The sequence below is a fragment of the Vibrio sp. Isolate34 genome, assembly GCF_022397915.1.
Taxonomy (GTDB): domain Bacteria; phylum Pseudomonadota; class Gammaproteobacteria; order Enterobacterales; family Vibrionaceae; genus Vibrio.
On sequence record NZ_JAKEUO010000005.1, the window covers coordinates 93,565 to 117,070 of the forward strand.

Annotated in this window: 20 protein-coding genes; 13 read left to right on the top strand and 7 right to left on the bottom strand. The window is 43.5% G+C overall.

Going from position 1 to position 23,506, the window contains the following annotated elements; all coding sequences use genetic code 11:
- Nucleotides 1-79 precede the first annotated feature (79 nt).
- Together hcp and L1D22_RS07520 are read left to right on the top strand one after the other, a co-directional pair.
- Entirely contained in the window at nucleotides 80-1,741 is a 1,662-nt protein-coding gene (gene hcp, locus L1D22_RS07515; protein ID WP_239829253.1) for a hydroxylamine reductase, read from the top strand.
- A gap of 101 nt (nucleotides 1,742-1,842) precedes the next feature.
- Entirely contained in the window at nucleotides 1,843-2,898 is a 1,056-nt protein-coding gene (locus tag L1D22_RS07520; protein ID WP_239829254.1) for a hybrid-cluster NAD(P)-dependent oxidoreductase, read from the top strand.
- Between the two features lie 182 nt (nucleotides 2,899-3,080).
- Here the strand turns inward: L1D22_RS07520 and L1D22_RS07525 are convergent, their stop codons facing one another.
- Nucleotides 3,081-4,517, bottom strand: a complete 1,437-nt coding sequence (locus tag L1D22_RS07525) for a glyceraldehyde-3-phosphate dehydrogenase (RefSeq protein ID WP_239829255.1) — start codon at nucleotides 4,515-4,517, stop codon at nucleotides 3,081-3,083.
- Nucleotides 4,518-5,343: 826 nt separating this feature from the next.
- On the opposite strand from L1D22_RS07525, the gene L1D22_RS07530 reads away from it, so the two are divergent.
- A complete protein-coding gene (locus L1D22_RS07530; protein WP_239829256.1) occupies nucleotides 5,344-7,908 on the top strand; it encodes an ATP-binding protein in 2,565 nt (854 codons plus the stop codon).
- Here the strand turns inward: L1D22_RS07530 and L1D22_RS07535 are convergent.
- The 3 genes from L1D22_RS07535 to L1D22_RS07545 all read right to left on the bottom strand — a co-directional run bounded on the left by L1D22_RS07535 (nucleotide 7,905) and on the right by L1D22_RS07545 (nucleotide 9,405).
- Nucleotides 7,905-8,141 (bottom strand): hypothetical protein, encoded by a 237-nt coding sequence (locus L1D22_RS07535; protein ID WP_017075851.1) that lies wholly within the window; start codon nucleotides 8,139-8,141, stop codon nucleotides 7,905-7,907. The genes L1D22_RS07530 and L1D22_RS07535 overlap by 4 nt on opposite strands.
- A 170-nt stretch (nucleotides 8,142-8,311) precedes the next feature.
- Nucleotides 8,312-8,938 carry a D-Ala-D-Ala carboxypeptidase family metallohydrolase gene (locus tag L1D22_RS07540; protein ID WP_239829257.1) on the bottom strand — a complete coding sequence of 209 codons (627 nt, stop codon included), beginning with the start codon at nucleotides 8,936-8,938 and terminating at the stop codon, nucleotides 8,312-8,314.
- 152 nt (nucleotides 8,939-9,090) lie between these two features.
- Nucleotides 9,091-9,405 carry a DUF496 family protein gene (locus L1D22_RS07545; protein WP_004742367.1) on the bottom strand — a complete coding sequence of 105 codons (315 nt, stop codon included), beginning with the start codon at nucleotides 9,403-9,405 and terminating at the stop codon, nucleotides 9,091-9,093.
- Nucleotides 9,406-9,600: 195 nt separating this feature from the next.
- On the opposite strand from L1D22_RS07545, the gene L1D22_RS07550 reads away from it, so the two are divergent.
- The 5 genes from L1D22_RS07550 (at nucleotide 9,601) to luxQ (ending at nucleotide 14,803) form a co-directional block, all read left to right on the top strand.
- On the top strand, nucleotides 9,601-9,801 hold the full coding sequence (locus tag L1D22_RS07550) for a hypothetical protein (RefSeq protein WP_017630496.1): 201 nt from the start codon (nucleotides 9,601-9,603) through the stop codon (nucleotides 9,799-9,801).
- Nucleotides 9,802-9,864: 63 nt separating this feature from the next.
- The gene (locus L1D22_RS07555) at nucleotides 9,865-10,521 is read left to right on the top strand and encodes a YceH family protein (RefSeq protein WP_146490046.1); all 657 of its coding nucleotides are present in this window, start codon (nucleotides 9,865-9,867) and stop codon (nucleotides 10,519-10,521) included.
- Entirely contained in the window at nucleotides 10,522-10,836 is a 315-nt protein-coding gene (locus L1D22_RS07560; protein WP_239829258.1) for a GIY-YIG nuclease family protein, read from the top strand.
- 308 nt (nucleotides 10,837-11,144) lie between these two features.
- Nucleotides 11,145-12,239 (top strand): autoinducer 2-binding periplasmic protein LuxP, encoded by a 1,095-nt coding sequence (locus tag L1D22_RS07565; protein ID WP_239829259.1) that lies wholly within the window; start codon nucleotides 11,145-11,147, stop codon nucleotides 12,237-12,239.
- A complete protein-coding gene (gene luxQ / locus L1D22_RS07570; protein ID WP_239829260.1) occupies nucleotides 12,239-14,803 on the top strand; it encodes a quorum-sensing autoinducer 2 sensor kinase/phosphatase LuxQ in 2,565 nt (854 codons plus the stop codon). The genes L1D22_RS07565 and luxQ overlap by 1 nt, the downstream gene beginning before the upstream one ends.
- A 112-nt stretch (nucleotides 14,804-14,915) precedes the next feature.
- Here luxQ and L1D22_RS07575 read toward each other — a convergent pair whose 3' ends face one another.
- Nucleotides 14,916-15,575: a PilZ domain-containing protein gene (locus tag L1D22_RS07575; RefSeq protein ID WP_239829261.1), complete on the bottom strand. Its 660-nt coding sequence runs from the start codon at nucleotides 15,573-15,575 to the stop codon at nucleotides 14,916-14,918.
- A 194-nt stretch (nucleotides 15,576-15,769) separates the two neighbouring features.
- Between L1D22_RS07575 and L1D22_RS07580 the strand changes: the two genes are divergently transcribed.
- A complete protein-coding gene (locus L1D22_RS07580; RefSeq protein ID WP_239829262.1) occupies nucleotides 15,770-16,120 on the top strand; it encodes a HopJ type III effector protein in 351 nt (116 codons plus the stop codon).
- Nucleotides 16,121-16,278: 158 nt separating this feature from the next.
- Here the strand turns inward: L1D22_RS07580 and L1D22_RS07585 are convergent, their stop codons facing one another.
- The gene (locus tag L1D22_RS07585; RefSeq protein WP_239829263.1) at nucleotides 16,279-16,587 is read right to left on the bottom strand and encodes a DUF1289 domain-containing protein; all 309 of its coding nucleotides are present in this window, start codon (nucleotides 16,585-16,587) and stop codon (nucleotides 16,279-16,281) included.
- Nucleotides 16,588-16,746: 159 nt separating this feature from the next.
- Between L1D22_RS07585 and yegD the strand changes: the two genes are divergently transcribed.
- The 4 genes from yegD (at nucleotide 16,747) to L1D22_RS07605 (ending at nucleotide 21,455) form a co-directional block, all read left to right on the top strand.
- Nucleotides 16,747-18,099 (top strand): molecular chaperone, encoded by a 1,353-nt coding sequence (gene yegD, locus L1D22_RS07590; RefSeq protein ID WP_239829264.1) that lies wholly within the window; start codon nucleotides 16,747-16,749, stop codon nucleotides 18,097-18,099.
- A gap of 540 nt (nucleotides 18,100-18,639) precedes the next feature.
- Complete coding sequence (locus L1D22_RS07595; protein WP_239829265.1) at nucleotides 18,640-19,695, top strand: porin; 1,056 nt, start codon at nucleotides 18,640-18,642, stop codon at nucleotides 19,693-19,695.
- 344 nt (nucleotides 19,696-20,039) lie between these two features.
- The gene (locus L1D22_RS07600; protein ID WP_239829266.1) at nucleotides 20,040-20,672 is read left to right on the top strand and encodes a fumarylacetoacetate hydrolase family protein; all 633 of its coding nucleotides are present in this window, start codon (nucleotides 20,040-20,042) and stop codon (nucleotides 20,670-20,672) included.
- 150 nt (nucleotides 20,673-20,822) lie between these two features.
- On the top strand, nucleotides 20,823-21,455 hold the full coding sequence (locus L1D22_RS07605; protein ID WP_132762461.1) for a LysE family translocator: 633 nt from the start codon (nucleotides 20,823-20,825) through the stop codon (nucleotides 21,453-21,455).
- A 108-nt stretch (nucleotides 21,456-21,563) separates the two neighbouring features.
- Here the strand turns inward: L1D22_RS07605 and L1D22_RS07610 are convergent, their stop codons facing one another.
- Nucleotides 21,564-23,288, bottom strand: coding sequence for a phospho-sugar mutase (locus L1D22_RS07610; protein WP_239829267.1), 1,725 nt, complete (start codon nucleotides 23,286-23,288; stop codon nucleotides 21,564-21,566).
- Nucleotides 23,289-23,506 lie beyond the last annotated feature (218 nt).

Below are 23,506 nucleotides of genomic sequence, written 5' to 3' on the forward strand. Positions count from 1 at the left end.
AGTTGATGCTCTATAGGGTTTGGAATAAGTCACTGTAAGCAAAGTACTTACAGCTAATAAAAATTACTGGAGCCCCTATATGTTCTGTATTCAATGTGAACAAACCATTCAAACACCCACTGTAAAAGGCTGTTCTTTCGCACAAGGTATGTGCGGCAAAACCTCGGAAGTGTCAGACCTTCAAGATGTGTTGGTGTATTCTCTTCAAGGTGTTTCTTTTTGGGCAAACTTAGGTCGCACTTGCGATGTTATTGATACTGAAATTGACGAGTGGGCACCAAAAGCGTTCTTCGCAACATTGACCAACGTTAACTTCGACCCTGCGCGTATCATTGAATTTGCACAGCAATCTCACGAATTTAAACAGCGTTTAGAGCAAAAAGTTCGCGCTGCTGCGACTTTAATTGGTTTCGACATTCCAGCGCTTTCTCCTGCTGCGCAGTTCGATCTACCAACGGATTCTTCAGAACTACTGGCACTTGCACCACAAGCAGCAGTTAACCGTGGTCACGACTCTCAACACGAAGATGTGATTGGTCTTCGTCTTCTTTGCCTATACGGCTTGAAAGGCGCTGCGGCTTACATGGAGCACGCACGTGTTCTTGGCCAAACAGATGATGCAATCTTTGCTGAATACCACGAAATCATGGCTTTCTTAGGTACTGATCCAACCGACCTAAAACAGTTACTGGATACATCAATGCAGATTGGCTTGATGAACTACAAAGTAATGGAAATGCTAGACAAGGGCGAGACAGATACATTCGGTCACCCACAACCTACAACGGTGAATGTGAAGACTAAGAAGGGTCACTGTATCCTTGTTTCTGGTCACGACCTTCACGATCTAGAAAAGATCCTTCAACAAACCGAAGGCAAGGGCATTAACGTTTACACCAATGGTGAGATGTTACCTGCGCACGGTTACCCTGAACTGAACAAGTACCCACACCTTGCGGGTAACTACGGTAGCGCTTGGCAGAACCAACAGAAAGAGTTCGCTAACTTCCCTGGCGCAATTGTAATGACGTCTAACTGCCTACTTAACCCAGATGTTGGTGCGTACGCAGATCGTCTATTTACACGTAGCATTGTTGGCTGGCCGGGTGTTGCACACCTTGAAGGCGACGATTTCAGTGCGGTAATCGATTGTGCACTTGCACAAGAAGGCTTCAAGCATGACGAGATCGAGCAAATGATCACTGTCGGCTTTGGTCGCAATGCATTGATGGAAGCAGCACCTGCGGTTGTTGAACAAGTGAAAGAAGGCAACATCAAACACTTCTTCCTTGTGGGTGGTTGTGACGGTGACAAATCTGAGCGTAGCTACTACACAGACTTCACAGCTCAAGCGCCAGAAGATTCAGTTATCCTAACGCTGGCATGTGGTAAATTCCGTTTCAATAAGAACCAATTCGGCGACATTAACGGTATCCCGCGTCTGTTAGATGTTGGTCAATGTAACGATGCTTACTCGGCGATTCAGCTTGCGCTTGCACTGTCTCAAGAGTTTGACTGTGGCATCAACGAACTACCACTAACGCTGGTTCTATCTTGGTTCGAGCAAAAAGCGATTGTTATCCTGCTTACTCTGTTCGCACTGGGTGTGAAAGGTATCTACACAGGTCCAACAGCACCTGCATTCCTAACAGAGAACCTACTAAAGATTATTCAAGACGAGTTCGACATGCGTTCTATTTCAACGCCAGAGCAAGATCTTAAAACAATCTTAGCGGCTTAATGTAAGCCCACTCCCAAGCCCCGTTGTTGCTGTTCTCTTCGAACGTGCAGCGGCGGGGCTTTTTAGATTTAATTCTTTAGTATCAGTAAGGTGTGTGAACTATGTATGCATGGTCGGATAGTGATTCAATTAATTTAGTGTGTTTAAAGAAATGGCACGAGACGCCAGATACGGTCAGCTTTGAGCTTGGCAGTATTCCACAAGACCTACATTTCAATTTTAAGCCAGGCCAGTTCATCACATTGGGCTTGGATATGCCGACAAAAACCGATTACCGCGCTTACTCAGTCGCTTCTTGTCCTGAAGACAATCGTTTGAAGTTGACAGTTAAGCGTGTTGAAGGCGGCTTGGTGTCTAACTTTATTGTCGATGAGCTTGATGAAGGCGATGAGGTTGCGGTTTTAAAACCTGCTGGTGGCTTTAACTGTATTGATTGCATGCCGACTGAGAGCAAGAAGGTAACGCTGGTCAGCGCAGGTTGCGGAATCACGCCAGTAATGGCGATGGTGAAATATTGGTTGTCTCAAGACAGTGAGATGGAGATAGATTTCGTCCATATGGCGCGCAATAAGCTTGAGACTATCTATTTCGAAGAGCTTCACCAGCTCGATGAAGCGTATGACAACTTCAACCTTAAGTTGCTGCTTAAAGATAACCAAGGCACTACAGCGCCTCAAGGTCGACTGGACAAGAACTGGTTGGTGAAACTGAGCCCAGACATCCTAGACAGAACAGTCTACCTTTGTGGCCCTGTTGGCTTTATGCAAGACATAGAAAGCTACCTGAAAGAGCTTGAGTTCAACATGGACAACTTCTATCAAGAAAGTTTTACGCCTGCTACTCAGAATGTTCAGTCAGAAGAGACACAAGTCGAGGCTTCTGGTGATACGAATAGTGCCGTTAAGGTATTTGTCCCGACGTTTGGCAAAGAAGTGGAAGCGGAGACGGGGACGCCATTAGCCGACTCTCTAGAACAAGCAGGTGTGCCAATTATTATTGCGTGTCGCAGCGGCATTTGTGGCTCGTGTAAATGTAAAGTGACCAAAGGTTCTGTGGAATCTAGCAGCCAAGAGACACTGACAGCAGAAGAGATTGAACAAGGATACGTATTGGCGTGTTCAAGTACGATTCAGTCGGATGTTGAGGTTGAGTTGTAACAGATATGAAGGCCGCCTAGTGAGGCTGATGTAAAAAGGCCACCTAGATCAGTTAGAGAGAGCAGATCTAAGTGGCAACCCTATTGTTTATACGGGGGAGTAAAACAGAAGGGGTTGCGAAGCCTGAAACAGGCTTCGCAGATATAGTTATTATGTTGTGGAGCTGATTTTACTCAGAGATCTTAAACCGCTGGGTAAGTCTTGTAGCGAACACCCATCATCTGTTCCATACAGTGAACAACTTGGCAGCTGTAGCCAAACTCGTTGTCGTACCAAATGTAAAGAACAGCGCGGTTGTCTTGCGCGATAGTTGCAACACCGTCAACGACACCAGGGTGGCGAGAACCAACCAAGTCAGTAGATACAATCTCAGTTGAATCAGTGTAATCAATTTGAGCGGACAGAGCAGAAGACAGCGCCATTTCACGTAGGTACGCGTTTAGCTCGTCCTTGTTCGTGCCTTTCTCAAGGTTTAGGTTTGCTACTGCCATTGAAACGTTTGGCGTAGGGACGCGAATCGCATTACCCGTTAGCTTACCTTCCATCTCTGGCATCGCTTTTGATACTGCTTTTGCAGCACCAGTCGACGTCAGTACCATGTTCAATGAAGCAGCACGACCACGACGGTCACCTGAGTGGAAGTTGTCGATTAGGTTTTGGTCATTCGTGAATGAGTGAACCGTTTCGATGTGACCAGACAGAACACCAAACTTGTCGTGAACTGCTTTCAATACTGGTGTGATCGCATTGGTTGTACAGCTTGCTGCAGAGATGATTGTGTCTTCTGGCTGAATCACATTTTCATTCACACCAAATACAACGTTTTTAATGTCGCCTTTGCCTGGTGCAGTAAGAAGTACTTTGCTAGCACCGTTACAAGCAACGTGTTGGCTTAGGCCTTCAGCGTCACGCCACACACCTGTGTTATCAACAACTAATGCGTTATCAATGCCGTAAGCGGTGTAATCTACTTCTTCTGGCTTGTTTGCGTAGATAACTTGGATGAAGTTACCGTTAACGATGATCGCTTTGCGCTCTTGGTCTACCACGATGCTGCCGTTGAATTGGCCATGCACTGAGTCACGACGAAGCAGGCTTGCGCGTTTTTCTAAATCACCATCTTTACCGCCACGAACCACGATTGCACGTAAACGAAGTGGATAACCTGGGCCGCTTTTCTCTACAAGAATACGAGTTAGCAGACGACCGATACGACCGAAACCGTACAATACAACGTCACGAGGTTTTGTCATCGCGTCGCCTTCAAGTGAACCCATTAGAGCCGTTTGAAGGAAATCATCCATCGCACTAAGGTCTTCGTGGTTTTCCCAGTACTGAGCTGCAAGACGACCAACATCAACGCGACATGGAGACAGGCGCATTGATAGTAGATGCTGGATAATTGGTTGAGTTTGTTCTGCGGTTAGCGGTGAGCCAGTGTAACGTTTTGCGATGCGGTGAGCTTTGATGATGTCGATAGTAGTTGCGTTAACCAAGGTCTTACCGAAGAGGATAACTTCTACGCCTTTTTGGCGGTATAACTGACCTAAAGTTGGAGCGATGGATTCAGCAATAGTTTGACTAGTTTGCCAGTCTAGGAGGTGCTTTTCGGGACTCATCTTTACTCGGGACCTTTCACGTTAAGTTCTGCAGTCATGGCGGTTGTAGGGAAGCCAATCAGCATAGGGGGTTGAGCTATCAAGCGGTGGTCTTTAACGCCACTTAATTCTGCTTGATATGCCTTGTGTGTAACTTGTAATTTTTATGTGGCAGGATTGTAAGGTACGACGGGTTATTCTGCTAGGAAAAATAAATGCAGATAAATTATCTGCAAGTTGGCGTGATAGTAGCCATAAATCAAGATTTCAGTATTAAGAAAGACTATTGACTTTAACAATCTGTAGCACTTAATTTTCGCCAAAAAATACTCAAATCAAAATATGATATGTAATGAAAGTCATACCGATCATTCAAGGTGTGATCATTAACTCAAGTTACACGGAATTGGTAAACAATAGATGAGCTGTTCAATGGGTTTTGCTGTTCGACTTTCGAATAAGCCAAGGTTGAATGGAAAAACAGCAAGACGCAAACGATTGGATCTCACAAATTTAACCTAATTTTCGACTTTGTTAGTGTGTAGGGCGGTTATTCGCTACCTCACGGCGTTTAACCTCTTTCTCTTTTACTTGTTATGCGAGTGATAATAACTCGGTAAACCTTTCTACTTTGACCGCACTGATATTGATGCTTGTTCATTTTAAATGTCCGTTCTGGACTCGGAGTATCGTTTGTTCATATCCAATTTGATCAATAACCTCTGTTAATGTCCTATTCTTAACTTGGGCTAGGTAAATTACTTTCGGGAAGGGAGTAGTTATAAAAATGATAAATATGTCAATTAGATGGCGTCTTATTTTTCTTTCCACCGTTTCTGTATTCATTATGTTTGGATTTACAGTTAACGAAGTGCTAAAGAACGATAAGAAGATGAATCACCTTGAAACAACGCGTATTAAGGTCGAAGCGCTTCAATCTTTTAATACCATTTCAAGTAGTGCTTATCGATGGCTGGTTCTGTCTAATGACTCCCCTGAGAAAGGTCAGTTGCTATTAAAGCTGCAATCAGAATTGGATAAGCTCACTCAATATGAGGTTCGACTTCAACAGTTCGACAGTAACTGGAGCGTTGAACCGCAGTTGGTTGAGCTTAAAAGCGTGTTGATGAGGCTTGCTCAAGAGACAGAAGCCACAAACAACACACAATTGACCGAACGTGCATTCGACTTGCTGAAAGATGTATTGATGGAGTTGTCTGAATATCAGATGATTTTAGTCGATGAAGATATCGGTCAGGCTGATGCGGTGTTCGTCCATCTCACTAACTATGTATTCTGGACTCAGAGAGAAGCGTGGTTAAGCTACAGTCTGTACCGTACTCCAGAGCTAAAAAATCAATACCTACTGAGTTATGTTGGTGCATTGGAAAGGCAACAACAGTTGTTAGATTCGTTTTTTCGATCGGGCAGTCGCTCCCCGGAAATTAGAGAACTGCTAAATGCTTTCTCCAAAGATGAACTTCAAAACAGCTTCACATCACGAATCCTCGAAGGGGACTTCTCGTCACCTGAAATCTATGAACACCTCAAAGGCTTGGAACTCAAAAAACGCGCGATTTCAAAAGCGATTGGCGCTTATACCAAGCAATTGCAGTTCGATCTAACAAAGAACATCGCGCTACAAAAAAGACAAACCTTGGTCATGACACTGCTGATTCTGGCTGCTTCAGGTGTTTTGTTGTGGCTCGGTATCGCCACCTCTCTGCGTTTAAATCGTAACCTATCGTTAATTCTTAAAGGGGTAACAGAGTGTGCAGATAGCTATGGCAAACCCAAGGTGATTCATATTCAAGGGAACGATGAGCTTGCTGAATTTACTGAAGCTCTGAACCGTGTGATGGAGCGTAACTATCATCACAACAAAGAGTTAATAAAAGCCAAAGAGGATGCTATTTCAGCGAATAAAGCGAAAAGCGCCTTTCTTGCCAATATGTCCCATGAAATTCGTACGCCGCTCAATGGGATTATCGGCATGGCGGAGATCTTGTCTCAGAGCCAGCTAAGTGCCAACCAACAAGAAGTGCTAGGGGATATTGAATCGTCTTCTCACTCGTTGTTAGTGCTGCTGAATGACATTCTAGACCTGTCTAAAATCGAGTCGGGCAATTTGATGTTATCGCCACACAATGCTGATTTGCGAGAAGCTGTTTATGACTCGGTGAGTGTGATTTTATCTAAAGCGATCAGTAAAGACATCGAACTCGACATCAACATCGACTCCCAAACCCCGCCACAATTGTTCTTTGATGAATACCGAGTTAGGCAAGTGCTGACGAACCTGTTGTCTAACGCCATCAAGTTTACGTCTAAAGGAACGATCACGACGGATATTGCGTACACGCCCATGTCTTTGGGAAGAGGGAAGCTTGAATGCAGTGTGTCGGATTCTGGGATAGGCATTGAGCCAGAGAAGTTAGAATCCATTTTTGAACCCTTCACACAAGAAGATGGCAGCATTACGCGTCAATTTGGTGGTACAGGACTGGGGCTTGCGATTTGTCGACAGCTTGTTGATTTGATGGGTGGCTATATTACCGCGCGCTCAGTGAAAGGAGAGGGCTCGACGTTCACTTTTTGTTTGTATGTCGACATTGTTGAATCTCAGGTTCAGAGCTTCGAGAACTTGAGCTCCGTGACGGTTGTCTCGAACTCTTTCAATTACCTAGATCAATTGGTGAAAGAGTGTGAACGCTTGAATGTTCGTCCTAATGTCGTTTCATCTATTTCGGATCTCGATGACAGTCTCAAAGAGAGCGATTTCATACTGTATTGTCATACGCTGCATCATTCTATGGAGAAGGACTTAGCGGCACTAAAGGCCGTATATCCGCTTTCTCGCGTGATTGTGTGTCAGCATCACCTATTTAAAACCAACCTAATCACAGAGACAGTGCACTCGACTCATACCCTGCCATTTTTGGGTCGACGGTTCTTCAACAGCTTACAATCACTCGATGTCGGCGAAGAGCCAACACCGCAGGTGGAACCAAAGGATGAAGAGGTTCGTTCGCTGAATCGACGTATTTTGATTGTTGAAGACAATCTGATGAACCAGAAAATAGCGAGCTTCTTCCTTGAACAAGCGGGTTATGAGTATTTGATTGCCAGTAACGGACAAGAAGCGGTCGACGTGATCACTCAAGGTGCTCAGTTTGATGCCATCTTAATGGATTGCATGATGCCTGTGATGGATGGCATCGCTGCGACTCGAGCTATTCGACAGTGGGAATGTGAACAAGAAGCCACACCACTGCCGATCATTGCCTTAACTGCCAGTGTATTAGAAGAAAACATTAAAGATTGTTTTGAAGCGGGCATGAACGCTTACTTGCCCAAGCCTTATAAATCTCATCAGTTGTACGATCTTTTCAGTAGCCTTGATATCGCCTAGCGGACTTCTAAGCCAAGGTTGTACTGTGCAAGACAGCGACCTACATAGCTGATTTTCAATAATGCAGCGACTAAGATTGTGCTGATGTGAGCGACGATTTGAATCGGCAGTGAGAAGTGGTCGGCCATAGGATAAGCAACAATAATACTGAGTAGCATAAGTAACGCGGTGATCGCTAAACTGAAGTTCGATACAGAAAGTAGAGTTTGAAAGCGTTGAGTCATAGTTTTCATATTGAATTCTTAATTGCTATTAGTTTCTTTTGATACTTAGTAACGCAAATAGTGTTCCAGTTTTATTCTTTATTAAATATCAATATCTTAATAAAAAACCAAATGCCAAAAGAGTTAAAAAGACATAATTAATAACCGTGTCTTTTTGACTTTACTGTGTCTGTGTGTAATCACCAATTTCTGAAGCCGCAAGTGTCGATGTGGAATCGAACGCCGGCGTACAGGCCCAACCCTACGTTATTTTTCTGCCCGTATTCAACGTGAATTTTTTTGAGTTTAACGTGCAAATCTGCTCGAGAAATACCGTTGGCTGGGACAAGGTCTAAGGCGCAGAACTCTAAGTGCTTACTTTGCAGAGCACCGCCAGCTTGTTGATTGTAGAGTTTTGAACGTTCACCAGAAACAGGAATAACCACACCGATTTCAGGTTCGATGTATTGTTGAATGTACTTCAAGGTGTTGATCATGTTGGGCACATGTTTTTTGTTGGGGAGGGTAAACAAGGTGGTGTTACTCATTGCCCAGTCTGTCCCTTGCAACAACACCAGATGTAAAGGCATGCTTTGTGTGATTCCCGCATCTTTGAGTTGTTGCCCGATCTCTCTTACTTGGTCTTCTGCGTGGTTAAGCAACATCCAACCACGAAATGCCGAGCGAGTCGGAACCTTGTAGCCATGAACGTCCACCACGAGGTCATCGTAGGTGATTTCAGTCTCTTCGGTATACAGCCTTTCAAATTCTTCAGGATAAGGTTGAGTCGTTGATAGCGCTAAGGTAATAAGGATGCTTGAGTACATAAGGTGACTCCATTACTTACGTTGGCTTTGCTAGTGATATTTGAATCAGTAAACGCGTAAGCTTAAGTATAGACACTGGAATTTATGTACAAAAAAACCCACTACAAAGAGTGGGTTACTAACATTATTACAAGTTAATCAACGAGGTGAGATTATTTCTTACCTTGGATTTGCTTGTCTTCTTCTGTTAGTTCACGAATGCGGCGGCTGATGTCGCGACGAGCTTTAGAAATCTCTGCACTCTTGATGATGTGATCATCAACGCGGTCTTCGTAGTCTGCTTTCATGTTTTTGATAATGCCTAGGATCTCATCGTGAGTCATCTCTGGCTTGATGTAATCAAGTAGGTTATCAAGAAGGTCGACACGCTTGCGGTTGTCACGAACTTTCTTTTCGTTGTCTAAAAGTTCACGCTTAAGTTTGTTCTTACGTCGTGCTTGGTTAACAATTTCAAATACGCTGCTCATAGATTCCTTTTCCTATTCGTCAAATACGTTGCCTGGTTCTGATTAAAGCACATCAATTGATGATGTAACAGTCTTTAGATCAAAGCAAAAGTAAGGTTGTTTAATTATTCGTCACTCTCGCTGATGTGTGATTGTTTTTATCTCACCGATCAAGTTAGTATCCCATGTAGATACTGCATTGATACGAAATGTGAAATGAATCAACAACAATTAGAAACCGAAGAATTGGACGACAACGTCACTGAATCTTCAGCAGAACAAAACAAGCTTCGTGATGCGTATGTGCAAGAGCGTACTTATTTGGAAGTCGTGGAAATAGAGCTAAACCGTTCTAAGATCATAATGATTGATGAACAAGGCAGAAAGAAACGAGTACCGATTTTGTCTGAGCACTAGTCCTGAGAGGCTGCATTGTTAGGTGTTGAGATGGAATTATCAAAATAATAAAAAGGAAAAACGATGAACACAGTACTTTCCCCAATTGAAGCGAGAATTATTGGTTGCTTGATCGAGAAAGAAGTCACTACTCCCGATCACTACCCATTAACACTAAATAGCTTAACAACGGCTTGTAATCAAAAGAGTAACCGTGAGCCTGTTCTTTCACTGTCTGAATCAGACGTTTTAGATGCGGTTGATGGTTTGATTTCGCGTCGCATGGTCAGCGACGAAAGCAGTTTCAATAGCCGCGTAAACAAATATCAACATCGTTTCTGCAACACGGAATTTGGTGATCTTCAATTTACTGAGCAAGAACGCGCAATCATCTGTTGTATGTTGCTGCGTGGTGCGCAAACTCCAGGTGAACTTCGTACTCGAACTGGCCGCCTAGCGAATTTCAGCGATGTAAAAGAGGTGGAAGCGACACTTGAGAAGCTAGCTGCAAGAGAAGCGGGCGCATTAGTCGTGAAGCTACCTCGTGAAGCGGGCAAGCGTGAATCACGTTATCAACATCTGTTGAGCGGTGAAGTGGATGTTGAAGCGTTTGCGACGGCATCGGTAAGCGCGGCAGCACCTTCTGCATCGAATGAAAAGTTTGAAGAATTAGAGTCAGAGGTCGCAAGCCTACGAGCAGAAGTGGCAGAGCTTAAGGCTCTGGTTGAATCGCTGCTTTAGATGTCTGAATCTGATAAAAATGCGGATTGGGTCGTGTACTTGATCCGCAATCGTCACAATGCTCTTTATTGTGGAGTGACGAATAATTTAGATCGCCGTTTTGAACAGCATCAGACAGGTAAAGGCGCAAAAGCCTTAAAAGGGAAAGGCCCGCTTAAGTTGGTTTGGAGTTTCGATGTTAGGTCAAAAAGTGAGGCATTGAAAACAGAATACGCGATCAAACAATTACCCAAATCTCGTAAAGAAAAACTGGTATCACTCAAACTAATCATTGAGTGGCAAGAAGACCAAATTCAATATATCGAAGTCTCATAATTCATAGCTAAAATATTCCTTATTGACTAAATCTTAATAATATTTGGTTTCATATGTATTGTAGTTAACTTTTTGAATTTAAATGATAATTCACTTTTGTTTAATCGATCTAATTTCACTATCTAACAAGCTAATCCTAATCTCAATTCCAAATTAACATTTTGCTCATTTAGAATGTCGTTCTAATTAGTGCTAGACGCTATCATTTCTAATCGTTGTCCTACATAATATCGTTCAGCCATACAAAGATATGGTGTCATGCTAGGTTAAAAAATGAGCCAAAGTAGCTCATATAAAACGAGAAAAATATGAAACGTTTACTGATGTTGTTTGGACTTGCCGTATTTTCTGCATCCGCTCTCTCCCATGGTACTCATGTCCTCAATGGGTACTGGGAATACCAAGATTATCTTTCCAAGTTTCCAGAACAAAAAATATTGACCGATAAAATGGTCGAAGCTGTGCAAAATCACCCAGTGCCATTGAGGCGACCTCAAGATCGACCGATCACGATCTCGGTTGTGTATCCAGGCCAGCAGATCTCTGACTATTGGGTTCGTAATATCCAAGCGTTTGAAAAGCGCCTTGATAAGCTGAGAATTAACTATCAAATAAATCAGGTGTTTACCCGTGTTAATGCTGATCTCACTCAGCAGAGTATCTCGCTTCAAGAGGCGATCGAGAACAAAACGGATTACTTGATATTCACCTTAGATACCACGCGACACCGCAAGTTTATCGAACATGTGTTGAGTTCCACTGATACAAAGCTGATCTTGCAGAATATCACCACACCAGTACGTGCGTGGGCAGATAGACAGCCATTTATGTATGTAGGTTTTGACCATGCGACAGGCAGTTTAAAACTGGCAGATTATTTTAAAGAAGTGAGTCAACCAGACAGCAAATACTCTGTGTTGTACCGCTCTGAAGGTTATATCAGTGATGCTCGTGGAGATACCTTTATCCATGAAGTGAACACCGACACCAACTTTGCCCTCAAGTCTTCGTTTTACACAAAGTCAGACAAAGAGACCGGCTACCAAGCGGCTAAAATCAGCATAGCGAACGATAAGGATCTAGACTTTATCTATGCATGTGCAACCGATGTCGCTCTAGGCGCGGCAGAAGCGATTCGTGAATCAGGTCGAGATATCTTAGTTAATGGCTGGGGAGGCGGTTCCGCTGAGCTTGAAGCTCTTGCGAGAGGTGACTTAGATGTGACCGTTATGCGTATGAACGACGACACCGGTATTGCGATGGCAGAGGCGATCAAATGGGATCTTGCTGGGTTGGAAGTTCCTACCGTTTACTCTGGTGAATTTGAAGTCGTGACCAAAGAAGATTCTCCAGAACGTATTTCAGAACTTAAACAGCGAGCATTTAGGTACTCAGGTCAATAATGAAGAAAAGCTACGCCAGTACACCAAGGAACACCTTAGCCAAACTCATTACGCGCATCATTATTTTTGTGATAGGCGTGATGGCACTCGGCGTGCTTATTCACAATTATGAAACCAGCAGCAGCATCGTAAAACAAGAGACCAATCGAACCGTACAGCAGACCTCTAGTCTGATTCAAAACATGTTTGATTACCGCTTGTCGGTGCTGCAAATCCATCAAGACAGTAGCTCACACAGTGAAACGCTAAAAGAGTATTTTGAAACAGGTAATGAAGAGGCTCTGAGCTACTTTTTCTTTGGTGTTGACCAACGTGAACCGAACCATGCGCCGGATTTACGTTTTGTTTCTACTCATGATGGTTTGGCGTGGGAAGATGGCAACGGTCAGTTTTATGGCTTGGATACGTCCAGCTTAAAACATATATCAGATGAGGTGTCGTTCAGCAGCAACTGGCATTTCATTAAACTCATGACAGATATCGGCAAACGCCATTTATTGGCTCGTCGAACCCCGATTGTTGATAATAATACCGGGGAGGTGCTTGGTCAGCTCTATATTGCGATTGTGCTAGATAATAACTTCTCTCTTGCTGAATCTATCCAGCAGGGCAGCAATTGCGAAAATATCGTGATTGAAGCGCATGGCACTCCTGTTACATCGACATTCAGTGGCGATGAAAGCTACACCATAGCCGATATCCTCAATTATCAAATTTACGAGCAGTTGCCTCGTCATTTCGTCACTATTGCAACCATCAAGATCAATGCAGTTGAAACCCCTCTCATCATCCGTGCGGTGCAGAAGAACACAAACTTCATCGCGCTAGAAGAGAACTACGAGCGTGCAATCATTGTTGTGATTGTGGTGATCGTATTCATGTCTTTCTTTGCGCGCGCTTGGATTCAGCGAAGGGTGGCGGCGGAGCTCGACAAATTGATGGACTTCACTCGTTCTGCCAGTGATAGCGAAGAGTACAATAAGTTCGATGGCTCTAATATCTTCGAATTTCATCATATCGGTTGTACGCTTGAAGACACATTTGAACGCTTGTCTGAGCAGAATCAAAAGTTCCAAGATCTATTCAATTTTGCTCACTCGCCGATTTTGGTTTGGTCTGAAAAAGGCGATTTGATTCAGATGAACCCTGCGGCTCGTATGGCGCTGTTCGATGAAGATGACAATTATGGCGCTATGGCTCAAGAGTTTGAGTATCGTATGTTGCCGAACATTCAAATGGTGGTTCAAGGAGCAAAGCTAACGGGTATTAACGTGCCTATTGGTGAAAAGGTATTTCGTTGGAATATGTCGGCCATTCGTGTTGAGCACGGCATCACAGGTGTGGTGGTACAAGGGCAAGACATCACTAAGCTGATTGAAGCTGAGAGACAAGCCGATCGAGCAAGAGAAGAAGCTGAGCACCTTGCTAATGTGCGTGCTGATTTCTTAGCGAAGATGAGCCACGAGATTCGAACACCACTGAACGGTATTTTGGGTGTGTCTCAATTGCTTAAACGCTCGATACACAGTGAAGATAATCGAGAACAAGTCGATGTACTTTGTAATAGTGCGGAACATCTACTGGCTGTACTTAACGATATTTTGGACTTCTCAAAGATCGAGCAGGGGCAGTTCAATATCCAAAAGAAAGATTTCCGCTTGGGGGAGTTGGTCAACACCTTAGACAGCATCTATCGCCCATTGTGTGAAGACAAGTCGGTCACGTTTACCATAGTGAATCACTTGGTTGACGGCATCGAAATCAACACCGACCAAGTACGTCTAAATCAGATCATGTTTAACCTGCTGAGTAACGCGCTTAAGTTTACTCATCAAGGGGACATTTCGGTCAGCTTTGAGCTCGAAAGCATCTTTAATTCCGATCAAGCCAGTTTGATTGTGCGGGTGAAAGACACGGGTATTGGTATCGATGAAAGCAAGATAGACGCAGTGTTTGAACCCTTTGTTCAAGCAGAAGAGGCCACGACTCGTGAATATGGCGGTACTGGCTTGGGGTTAACGATTGTAAAAAACCTTGTTGATATGCTGGAAGGGGACATTCAAGTTCGCAGTCATATCGGTCAAGGTTCGGAGTTCATCATTGAAATTCCAGTGGAAATACACTCTAAACCATTAATCGATGCGAAGCCGCAATCTGATATCGAACCTGAAGCATTGTTTAGTCGATCTTTGAAGGTTCTGCTGGTGGAAGATAACCACACCAATGCCTTTATTGCGCAGGCTTTCTGTAAAAAGTACGGGATGGTGGTCACTTGGGCAAAAGATGGCTTAGAGGCGATCGAGATGGCGAAAATCACGACCTATGACCTTATTTTGATGGATAACCAACTTCCTAACCTCGGTGGTGTTGAAACCACACAACAACTGAGAGAGGAAATTGGTGTCGTCGCTCCTATTTACGCGTGTACCGCCGATGCTCAAGAAACGACACGAGACAGCTTCATGGCTGCTGGGGCGAATTACGTTATAGTAAAACCCATTAAAGAAGAGTCACTACACCAAGCCTTTGTGCACTTCAAAAACTCATATTGGAGTGAGGCTTAGCTAAACAGTTGCATGCTGAAGCACTGGTTTACTGGAGCTAAGGCTTACTGAAACTACGGTTTACTGAAGTCGTGCTTTACTGAGGTAGTGGCTCTAAGCAGAAATTTAGAACCTAAATAGAGCCAGCTACAAAAGCTTGCTCTAAAAGCAGAGTTTTTAGCTCATCACTCATATCTAAGTGCTCGGGGAATTGGATGCCTAATAGCCAACCCTGCCCCTGTCTTTTCTTACTCACTACTTTGTAAACCAGGTCATCATCTAAGTGCTCGTTTAAGAGTGAATTGACCTTTATTTTCCAGCCCACGTCGATATCTGATTGCTGCGTAAGATAAATCCCGCAACCTGATACTGAAAAATCAACCAGAGTGGCATCTAATGACAAGGTATCAAAGGTCACTTCACAGTTGAGGCGTACCTTGTATCTTTCGTGTTCACGGATTGGCTTAGTGGCGAAGTTTGAAGGTGGACGCAGGAAGATAAGATGCGCGGGTGAGGTGATATGAGCCAATACATTGGTCTTAAATGCGACGATGTGACCAAGCTCAGTATCGGTTATAGCGCGAACAATAATATCGACGTTGTTGAGCTTTCTGAGTGTCAGTGCTTCGGTCGCTTTTTGTGATAGCTCAAGGATAAGGTACTGATCTTGTTTGTGTCCGATATAGAGCGTACTGATCTGGATTGAATCGTCTGGGCCAAATTCCAATACACCTGCTGTTTTTGTACCTGGTTTTAGGTATCTGAACAGTTCTAAGTTTTTATCTTTATGCATATTCGTTACTGAACAATGTTAACCATCTGATAAAACAATATAACGTCCTGATAAAACTATGTCATTAGTTTCATTGAAGTAATTATACTAGCAAGGCTAAAAAATGAATCGCTTAGCCAACTAAACAACGGCTTACTCTTATCGAAAAACAAGATACACTGCTGTACGTTACTTACTTGACGGAGAAATAGTAAATGGAACTGGAAACCCTATTAAGCACGTTAGCTGAAACCCCGGAAAGCGTGCAATTTGAAGATACAATGCAAGTGATAGAAGCACACTATGATTTTTCAGAGTCTGAATTTCGCAACGGTGATGTTGTGAATGCGGCTGGTCAGAATAACGGTTCGTGTAAGATTTTTGCTTTTGGTTTAGAGCAAGGCCTTTCAGCGGAGCAGACATTGGCTTGCTTTGGCCAATATTACCGCAATGACGTATTAGGTTTCCCTGAGAATACCGACCATCAAAATATTCGTAACTTCATGACTCACGGTTGGAGTGGCGTAGAGTTTCCTCAGCCTGCATTGGTTTTAAAGGCTAAGTAAATTGTTATTAAAGATTAAGTAAATAGGTTTCGAAAGCTTAATAAATTGGTTTAAAGACGAAGTAAACACTCACTAAGCAAGAAGTATTTTGAAGCGAGAAATTCATATCTCGCTTCTTTAACTGCACGAGAATAGCTGTACAAGAACAGGCATGCGAATTACTGAATCGGCAGTTCAGACAGGCACTTACGACACATGCAAACGCCAGCTTTTGGAATATCGCTCGTATCGCGTTTCTCTAATTTAAAACACCAGCACGTATCTTTACCTGCACTGATATCGCATTGAGCGGGTTCATTACATTGTGGACATTGGTGAGTTGAACTCGCGCCACTGACGTTATCCATAACAGAGTCTCTTTCATTCTCAGATAAGCCTTTCCAACCTATAATTTCATCCATTGTGCGAAAGCAACCGCTACACATACCGCCATTATTTTTACAAGCCGCTCGGCAAGGTGTTTTCATCTATCTGACCCGTGATTTATTTGGGCTGAAATGTAACATATTTGTTTCCTTTTTAAGAGTCGCCAAAGCAAAAAATGACAGAGTTAAATCGACAAATGACCTCGTAATTTCAAGGCTTTTCATGTAGCATCTCGCCCCTTTTGTTGCGTGGGGGATATTATGTTTATTGGATTTGATTATGGAACAGCGAACTGTTCTGTCGCGGCGATGGTTAATGGAGAGCCAAGCCTGTTACCACTAGAAGGTGACAACCACTATATTCCCTCAACTGTCTTTGCTCCTACTCGTGAGAGTGTTTCTGAGCATCTATTTCGCCATTTAAACATCAAGCCAAGTGATGCGGTCGGTGAGCAAGTGTTACGACGTGCGATTGCATTGAACCGAGAAGAGAGTATCGACCTAGTGCCGGAAGATATGGCATTTGGTCAAGCTGCGTTAGACTTATATTTAGAAGATCCTCGTGACGTTTATTACGTTAAGTCTCCTAAGTCTTTCCTTGGTGCAAGTGGTCTGCACGATGTTCAGGTCAGCTTTTTTGAAGATTTGGTGTGTGCCATGATGGCCAATATTAAACACCAAGCCGAGCGCACGACTCAAGAACAGATCAAACAAGCGGTCATTGGACGACCAATTAACTTCCATGGACGAGGTGGTGAAGAGGCAAACAGACAAGCAGAAGACATCCTCACTCGCGCCGCTAAGCGTGCAGGCTTCCTTGATATCGCCTTTCAATTTGAGCCAGTAGCTGCCGGCTTAGATTACGAAAGCACCTTAACTGAAAACCAAACGGTATTGGTGGTCGATATTGGTGGTGGTACGACCGACTGTTCATTGTTAGAAATGGGTCCTAGTTGGTCTAGTCAAGCAGATCGCACTCAGAGCTTACTGGCACACAGCGGGCAAAGGGTTGGGGGTAATGACCTCGATATCTATCTAGCGTTCAAACAATTGATGTCACCTTTCGGGATGGGCAGTAAAGGGATCTCTGGTATTGATATGCCATTGACTCAATTCTGGAATCCTATCGCGATTAACAATGTAGAAGCTCAGAAGAACTTCTATTCTCGTGAGAACCTTGCAGCGTTGAAGTTACTTCGTAAAGAAGCGTCAGAGCCTCAAAAGTTAGATCGTTTGATAAAGGTTTATCACGACACTCTAGGTTACGGCATTGTTCGTCGCGCTGAAGAAACCAAGATTGCTTTAGCGGAATGTTCTCAGTATCGAACAGCAATTAACGTTGCTTCTGAGTTAGTTGAGGTGAATATCTCAGTTGAACAGATGATCGATGCAATCGAAACGCCAAAGTCTAAGATGATTGAGTTGGTGAAAGAAGCGATACAGCAAGGTCAGAAAAAGCCAGATGTCATCTACATGACAGGTGGTTCAGCTCGTTCGCCAATACTGCGCGAAGCCGTACAACAAGCTGTGCCAAATGTTCCTATTGTAAGTGGTAATTACTTTGGTTCTGTAACCGCGGGCCTAGCTCGTTGGGCTGAGGTTTGTTTTAAATAACAACTTAATTCGTGTGGCCCCGTTAGGGCTATTATGCACTTAGAAAAATGATAAATAGGGTAATTGGTCTTCGACTGGTTGCCCTTTTTTGTGTCTAACGCTCCAGCTTGATAGCTGTGGTTTATCCATATATTAGTGAGTTCAGCTTGGGCTTACGCTAGTAAGCTTTAGTTTGAACGTTTTCTAGTAGGCTCTAAATGTTACAGAATGTTTCATTGTCAGATTTCTCCTATTCATCGACGGTTCACTCTTTCTTTTCTTTGATTTTAAATGCTTTTTTAGTGATTTAAAAACCAAAAAATCGCTTTGGCTAATATAAATAAAACACAAAGACTTTCTTGTGATTGTGTTTTATTTTCTTGTTTTTAAAGTGATTTTTGCTTTTTATAGCATTGTTGTTTTTATTTTATATATTTTAATGCAACTTTTTTGTCATTCATCGATTAGTGTTTGCCTACTTGTTAAATGCAGGTAACAACTTCTTCGTAAGCACGAGGTTGTTAGTGAATAACTCACCCAGTTACATAATGGACATGACAAATGAATAAGAAACTTTTAGCGCTAGCAATTTCTGGTGCAGTATTTGGTACACAGGCAGTTGCAGTAGAACTTTACAACGAAGATGGCACAACATTCTCAGTTGGCGGTCACGTTTCAGTTGCAGTTGGTGATGTAAACAGCGCTGATCGTCAAAACAGCGATGATATCGGTGTTGAGACTGTTTCTCCACGTATCAACTTCGGTGCAACACACGAACTAGGCAACGGCTTTACTGCTGACGCTAAAGGTGAATGGGCACTGAACATGCTAGACGGCGGTGAAGAGTCATTCACAACTCGTCTTGGTTACGTTGGTGTTTCTCACGACGATTACGGCCGTGCAGCAGTAGGTACTCAATGGGCACCTTACTACAACGTTGCTGGTGTTGCCGATATGCCAATCGCTTTCGCGAATGACTTCATCTACGAAGATCACGGTAACCTAGGTACTGGTCGTGGTGAAGAGATGGTAAGCTACGCTAATGCTATCGATTTCGGTAACGCGGGCTCTCTAGGTCTTGGTGTTGCATGGCAAGGTCGTAAGGTTGAAAGCACTGGTCTGTTAACTCAAAATGAATATGGCAACCGTGGTCAAATCGCTTTGAACTACTCTATTGCCGACTTCACAGCAAACTACGCGTACAATGGCGGTGATGTAAACTACTCGGGTGTTTCTGGCTCTAAGACTGCTGACTCTCACGTAGTAAGTGCAACTTACGGTTCATACGGTTCAGAAGGTCTTTTCCTTGCTGGTGTTTACGCAATGAACAACTACATGAACACTGGTAACAAGCAGATTCTTGAAGAGTCAGTTGCTATTGAATTACTAGCGTCTTACGCTCTTTCTAACAGCCTGAACCTAAGCGTTAACTACGAAGCAGTAGAAGACGACAAGATGAGCGAAACTGTGTACAGCACAACAGCTCTACAAGCTGAATACAACTTCACATCTCAGTTCGTAGGCTTTGCTGGTTACCAGTTCGACCTACAAGGTTCTGGCGTGTACAAAGAAAAAGCTGACGACCAATGGCTACTTGGTGCTCGTTACTACCTATAAGTCGCAGACTGATTTAGCATAGTGTTTACTCCTTAAGTTTACCTTTTAGGATACTGTCCTAGACACCATGCTAAGCCCTCTCTGATCTTTTGATTAGAGAGGGCTTCTTCCGTTCTATACGCATCTGTTTTAGTTTTTCCTTCATGTTACCTAACCATTCATTTCATCTACGTAGCTATGCTCTTGTCATCAGTTCTTATATGTCGCGATCTTCGGATAAAAGTATTTAAGTCATTAAATTGAGCTCAAGATCAGAATTTAGATGTTGCTAACCATCTTGTCGAAGATTCTCTCTTTATGTTGCGGTAAACTTTGCACTCCAAAAAATAGTTCAGGGACAAACTATGAGCAGCGTTGTAGATCAGGAACAATTGATGAATTCGAAACGAACCGCAGCACCAACTAAGGTCCTGTGTGTTGGGCGTAACTATGTCGATCACATTGAAGAACTTAACAACGCGATCCCTGACTCGATGGTGGTGTTCAATAAACCAAGCACCAGCGTGACTTCCTCTCTTTCTTCGTTTCATCAAGAAGCACTGCACTATGAATCTGAAATCTGCTTTATCGTTGAAAATGGTCAGTACTCGGCTGTAGGTTTAGGGCTCGATCTCACCAAACGTGAGTTACAAAGTAGCTTAAAAGCGAAAGGCTTACCTTGGGAACGCGCCAAAGCGTTTGATGGTTCAGCCGTTTTTAGTCGCTTCGTTCCGACTGATAACTTAGATCTAACGGACTTGAATCTAGAACTGTTTATTAACTGTGTCCGCGTCCAGAAAGGACATGTTGAGCAGATGCTTTACTCCCCCCAAACTATTCTAGAAGAGCTGTCTTCTTATACCACATTGCTAGACGGCGATGTTGTGATGACGGGTACGCCAAAAGGTGTTGGTGCTGTGCACAGAGGCGATATTTTCCTTGGTCGCCTAAAGTGTGGCGATACGACATTGATTGAGATCGAGTGGGTAGCAAGTTAATTAGTCTTTTCTATTTAGTTAAAAAATTGGCCATGCCGCTTGATTTTGGTTTTTAATTCGAACAAATAAACATCGAACAACTAATTGCATCTAGAAGGGTGTTGGTAATTGATATAAAATCCGCCTCCGTTTTTATCAATGCTGACCCTCATGATCGACTTAACCATTTTACCTGTCTACCTGACTGCCGTTGTTGCACTTCTCCTTTTACCTGGCCCTGATATGTTACTGATCGCGAGTTCAAGTATGAGCTATGGCCGCAAGGTTGGTGTGTTTGCAAGCCTAGGCAACGCGACTTCTGGGATCATTCTGACAGTATTAGCGGCTATGGGTGTATCAGCTTTGATCGCAATGAGCCCAATAGCGCTTAAAGCTCTCCATTTGTTAGGCGGCGCGTACTTGTTGAAGATGGGATGGGATTGCCTGCGAACAGAGCAGGGTAATGCGCCGGAGTTAAACGATAATTTTGCTGCAAAAGCCTATTATCAACGAGCGCTGATCAGCAACCTGCTTAACCCTAAAGCCTTAGTGTTCTTTGTGATGTTTTTACCTCAGTTCGTGTCGACAAACATTGAAGCGACTTCGGGCGAGCAGATGTTAGTACTTGGCTTGTTGCTGAATGTTTTAGGTTTAACGTTCAATTTCTTGCTGGTGGCGTTGGTCGGTACGATTGGTAAGTCTTTGGTAGAAAATGCTAAGTTTCGTACTTATCAGCAAAAAGTGATGGGTGGTGTATTCATCGTGTTGGCGGTTTGGATGTTATCTTCTTTCTTTACTTCGTAAAAGTTCCACATCGAACGTATTATCGCGCTGTGAGCCGACGAGGGAAAAATGGACGCTAAGAGCGTCCACTTTTTGTTTTTAGCCGTTATATAACGAATATACCAGTCGTTAAGAATTCAGCTCTTGTTGGTGTTGTTCGATAAGTTTATCCATGTATTCTTCGCCACGTAGACGAGCTTCGTCGTAAGTTTCTGTTCCGTCGAACTTTGTCACTGTCTCATAGTAAACCTTAACTTTAGGTTCAGTGCCGGAAGGTCTTACGATAATGCGTGAGCCGTCTTCGAGATGATAGATGAGTACGTCACTCGCGGGTAGGTTAATCGCCTCTGTATTACCACCAATAATAAAGCGTAAAGACGACTGCAGATCTTCAATCACTGAAATAGCGACGCCATTGATTGATTTAGGTTGTGCAGACCTAAGCTTAGAGCCAATTGATGGTGAATCCGGGTCAAGCGCGATACTGCGTTGTGCGTTGGTGTGGACACCATGTTCCAACGATATCTGAGCAAGAAGATCCCAAACCGTTCTACCTTGAGATTTGAGCTCCTCAACCAGTTGAGCGAAAACAACGATAGCAGACAGTCCATCTTTATCTCGAACCTGAGTACCAATCGTATAGCCTAGCGCTTCTTCATAGGCGAATAAGAACTCATTGTTTTCGTCTTCTAATTGCATGCCGATATTGGCTAACCATTTAAAGCCTGTCAGTGTTTGGAAATAGGTAGCTCCATGAGTATTCGCTACTTTTTCAAGTAACGTTGATGAGACGATACTATTACCAACCAGCTGATTTTTCGTGTGCGGCTTTGACAACAAGTAGTGAGCGAACAACACACCTACTTGATCGCCCGTGAGCATTTTGTATGAGTCATCTTCAGTTCTAGCTTTATCATCTGTTCTAACGGCGACGGCAAATCTGTCTGCATCTGGGTCATTCGCGCAAGCTATGTCTGCATCGACACTTTTCGCTAGGTTCACCACAAGATCCATTGCCCCTTTTTCTTCTGGGTTAGGGAAGTTGACGGTCGGGAAGTTACCATCCGGTTCTCTTTGTTCTGCAACGCTGAATACCTTATGGAAACCGGAGTCATGGAGCAGATCTTCAGCCATTTGTGCGCCCACACCATGCATAGCGGTGTAGGTAATGGTGGTGTTCGCCGATTCAATATCTTTACTCACATACGGGCTCTGGTTGATCGCAGCGCGATACGTTTGGTAATAGCCCTCGGTCAACCACATTAACTTACCTTGTGCTTCAGCATCACTCAGGCTCATTAAAGGAATCGGCTTGGTCGATGCGATATCGATTTCAGATGCAATGCCAGCATCATGCGGTGGAATGACTTGAGCACCATTCTCCCAGTATACTTTGAAGCCATTGTATTCTGGCGGGTTGTGGCTAGCAGTGACCACAACGGCTGCGGCTGCGTTGAAATGTTCAATACCGAAAGCAACGATAGGAGTTGCAGCGACATTCGAGGTTAAGTAAACCTTAATGCCCAAAGCCGTAAGCACGGAAGCGGTATCAATCGCGAACTGCTTTGAATCTAAACGGCCGTCATAGCCCACAACAACACCACGAATCTTGGCATTTGCAACGTGCTCTATCAAATAGTGACCAAGCCCAGTTGCGGTTTCTTGTATGACTAAGCGATTCATTCTATTTGGACCACATCCGACTTTGCCTCGAAGACCTGCTGTTCCGAACTCTAATCGCTGCGTAAAACGGTTTTCTAATTCGTTGTGCATTCCTTCATCGATGAGGTATTGAAGCTCTTCACGAGTTCTCGGGTCTGGGTCTCTCGCTAACCAATTCATTGCATCTTGCATAATCACTAAACCTTTTAATGTCTGTATGACTTACTGTTGACTTAACTTAAGTGATATTGATTATCATTTCTATGAAAGCAATCGTAAAACTCGATATAAAATAAATTCCAACGGCAAGAGGGCTTGTAGCTTAGTTACTTCAAATAATTGACTGTTTAGTAAGTAAACCTACCTTGAACAATTGGATATCACTAACTAGCCTTTTACATAAATATAAC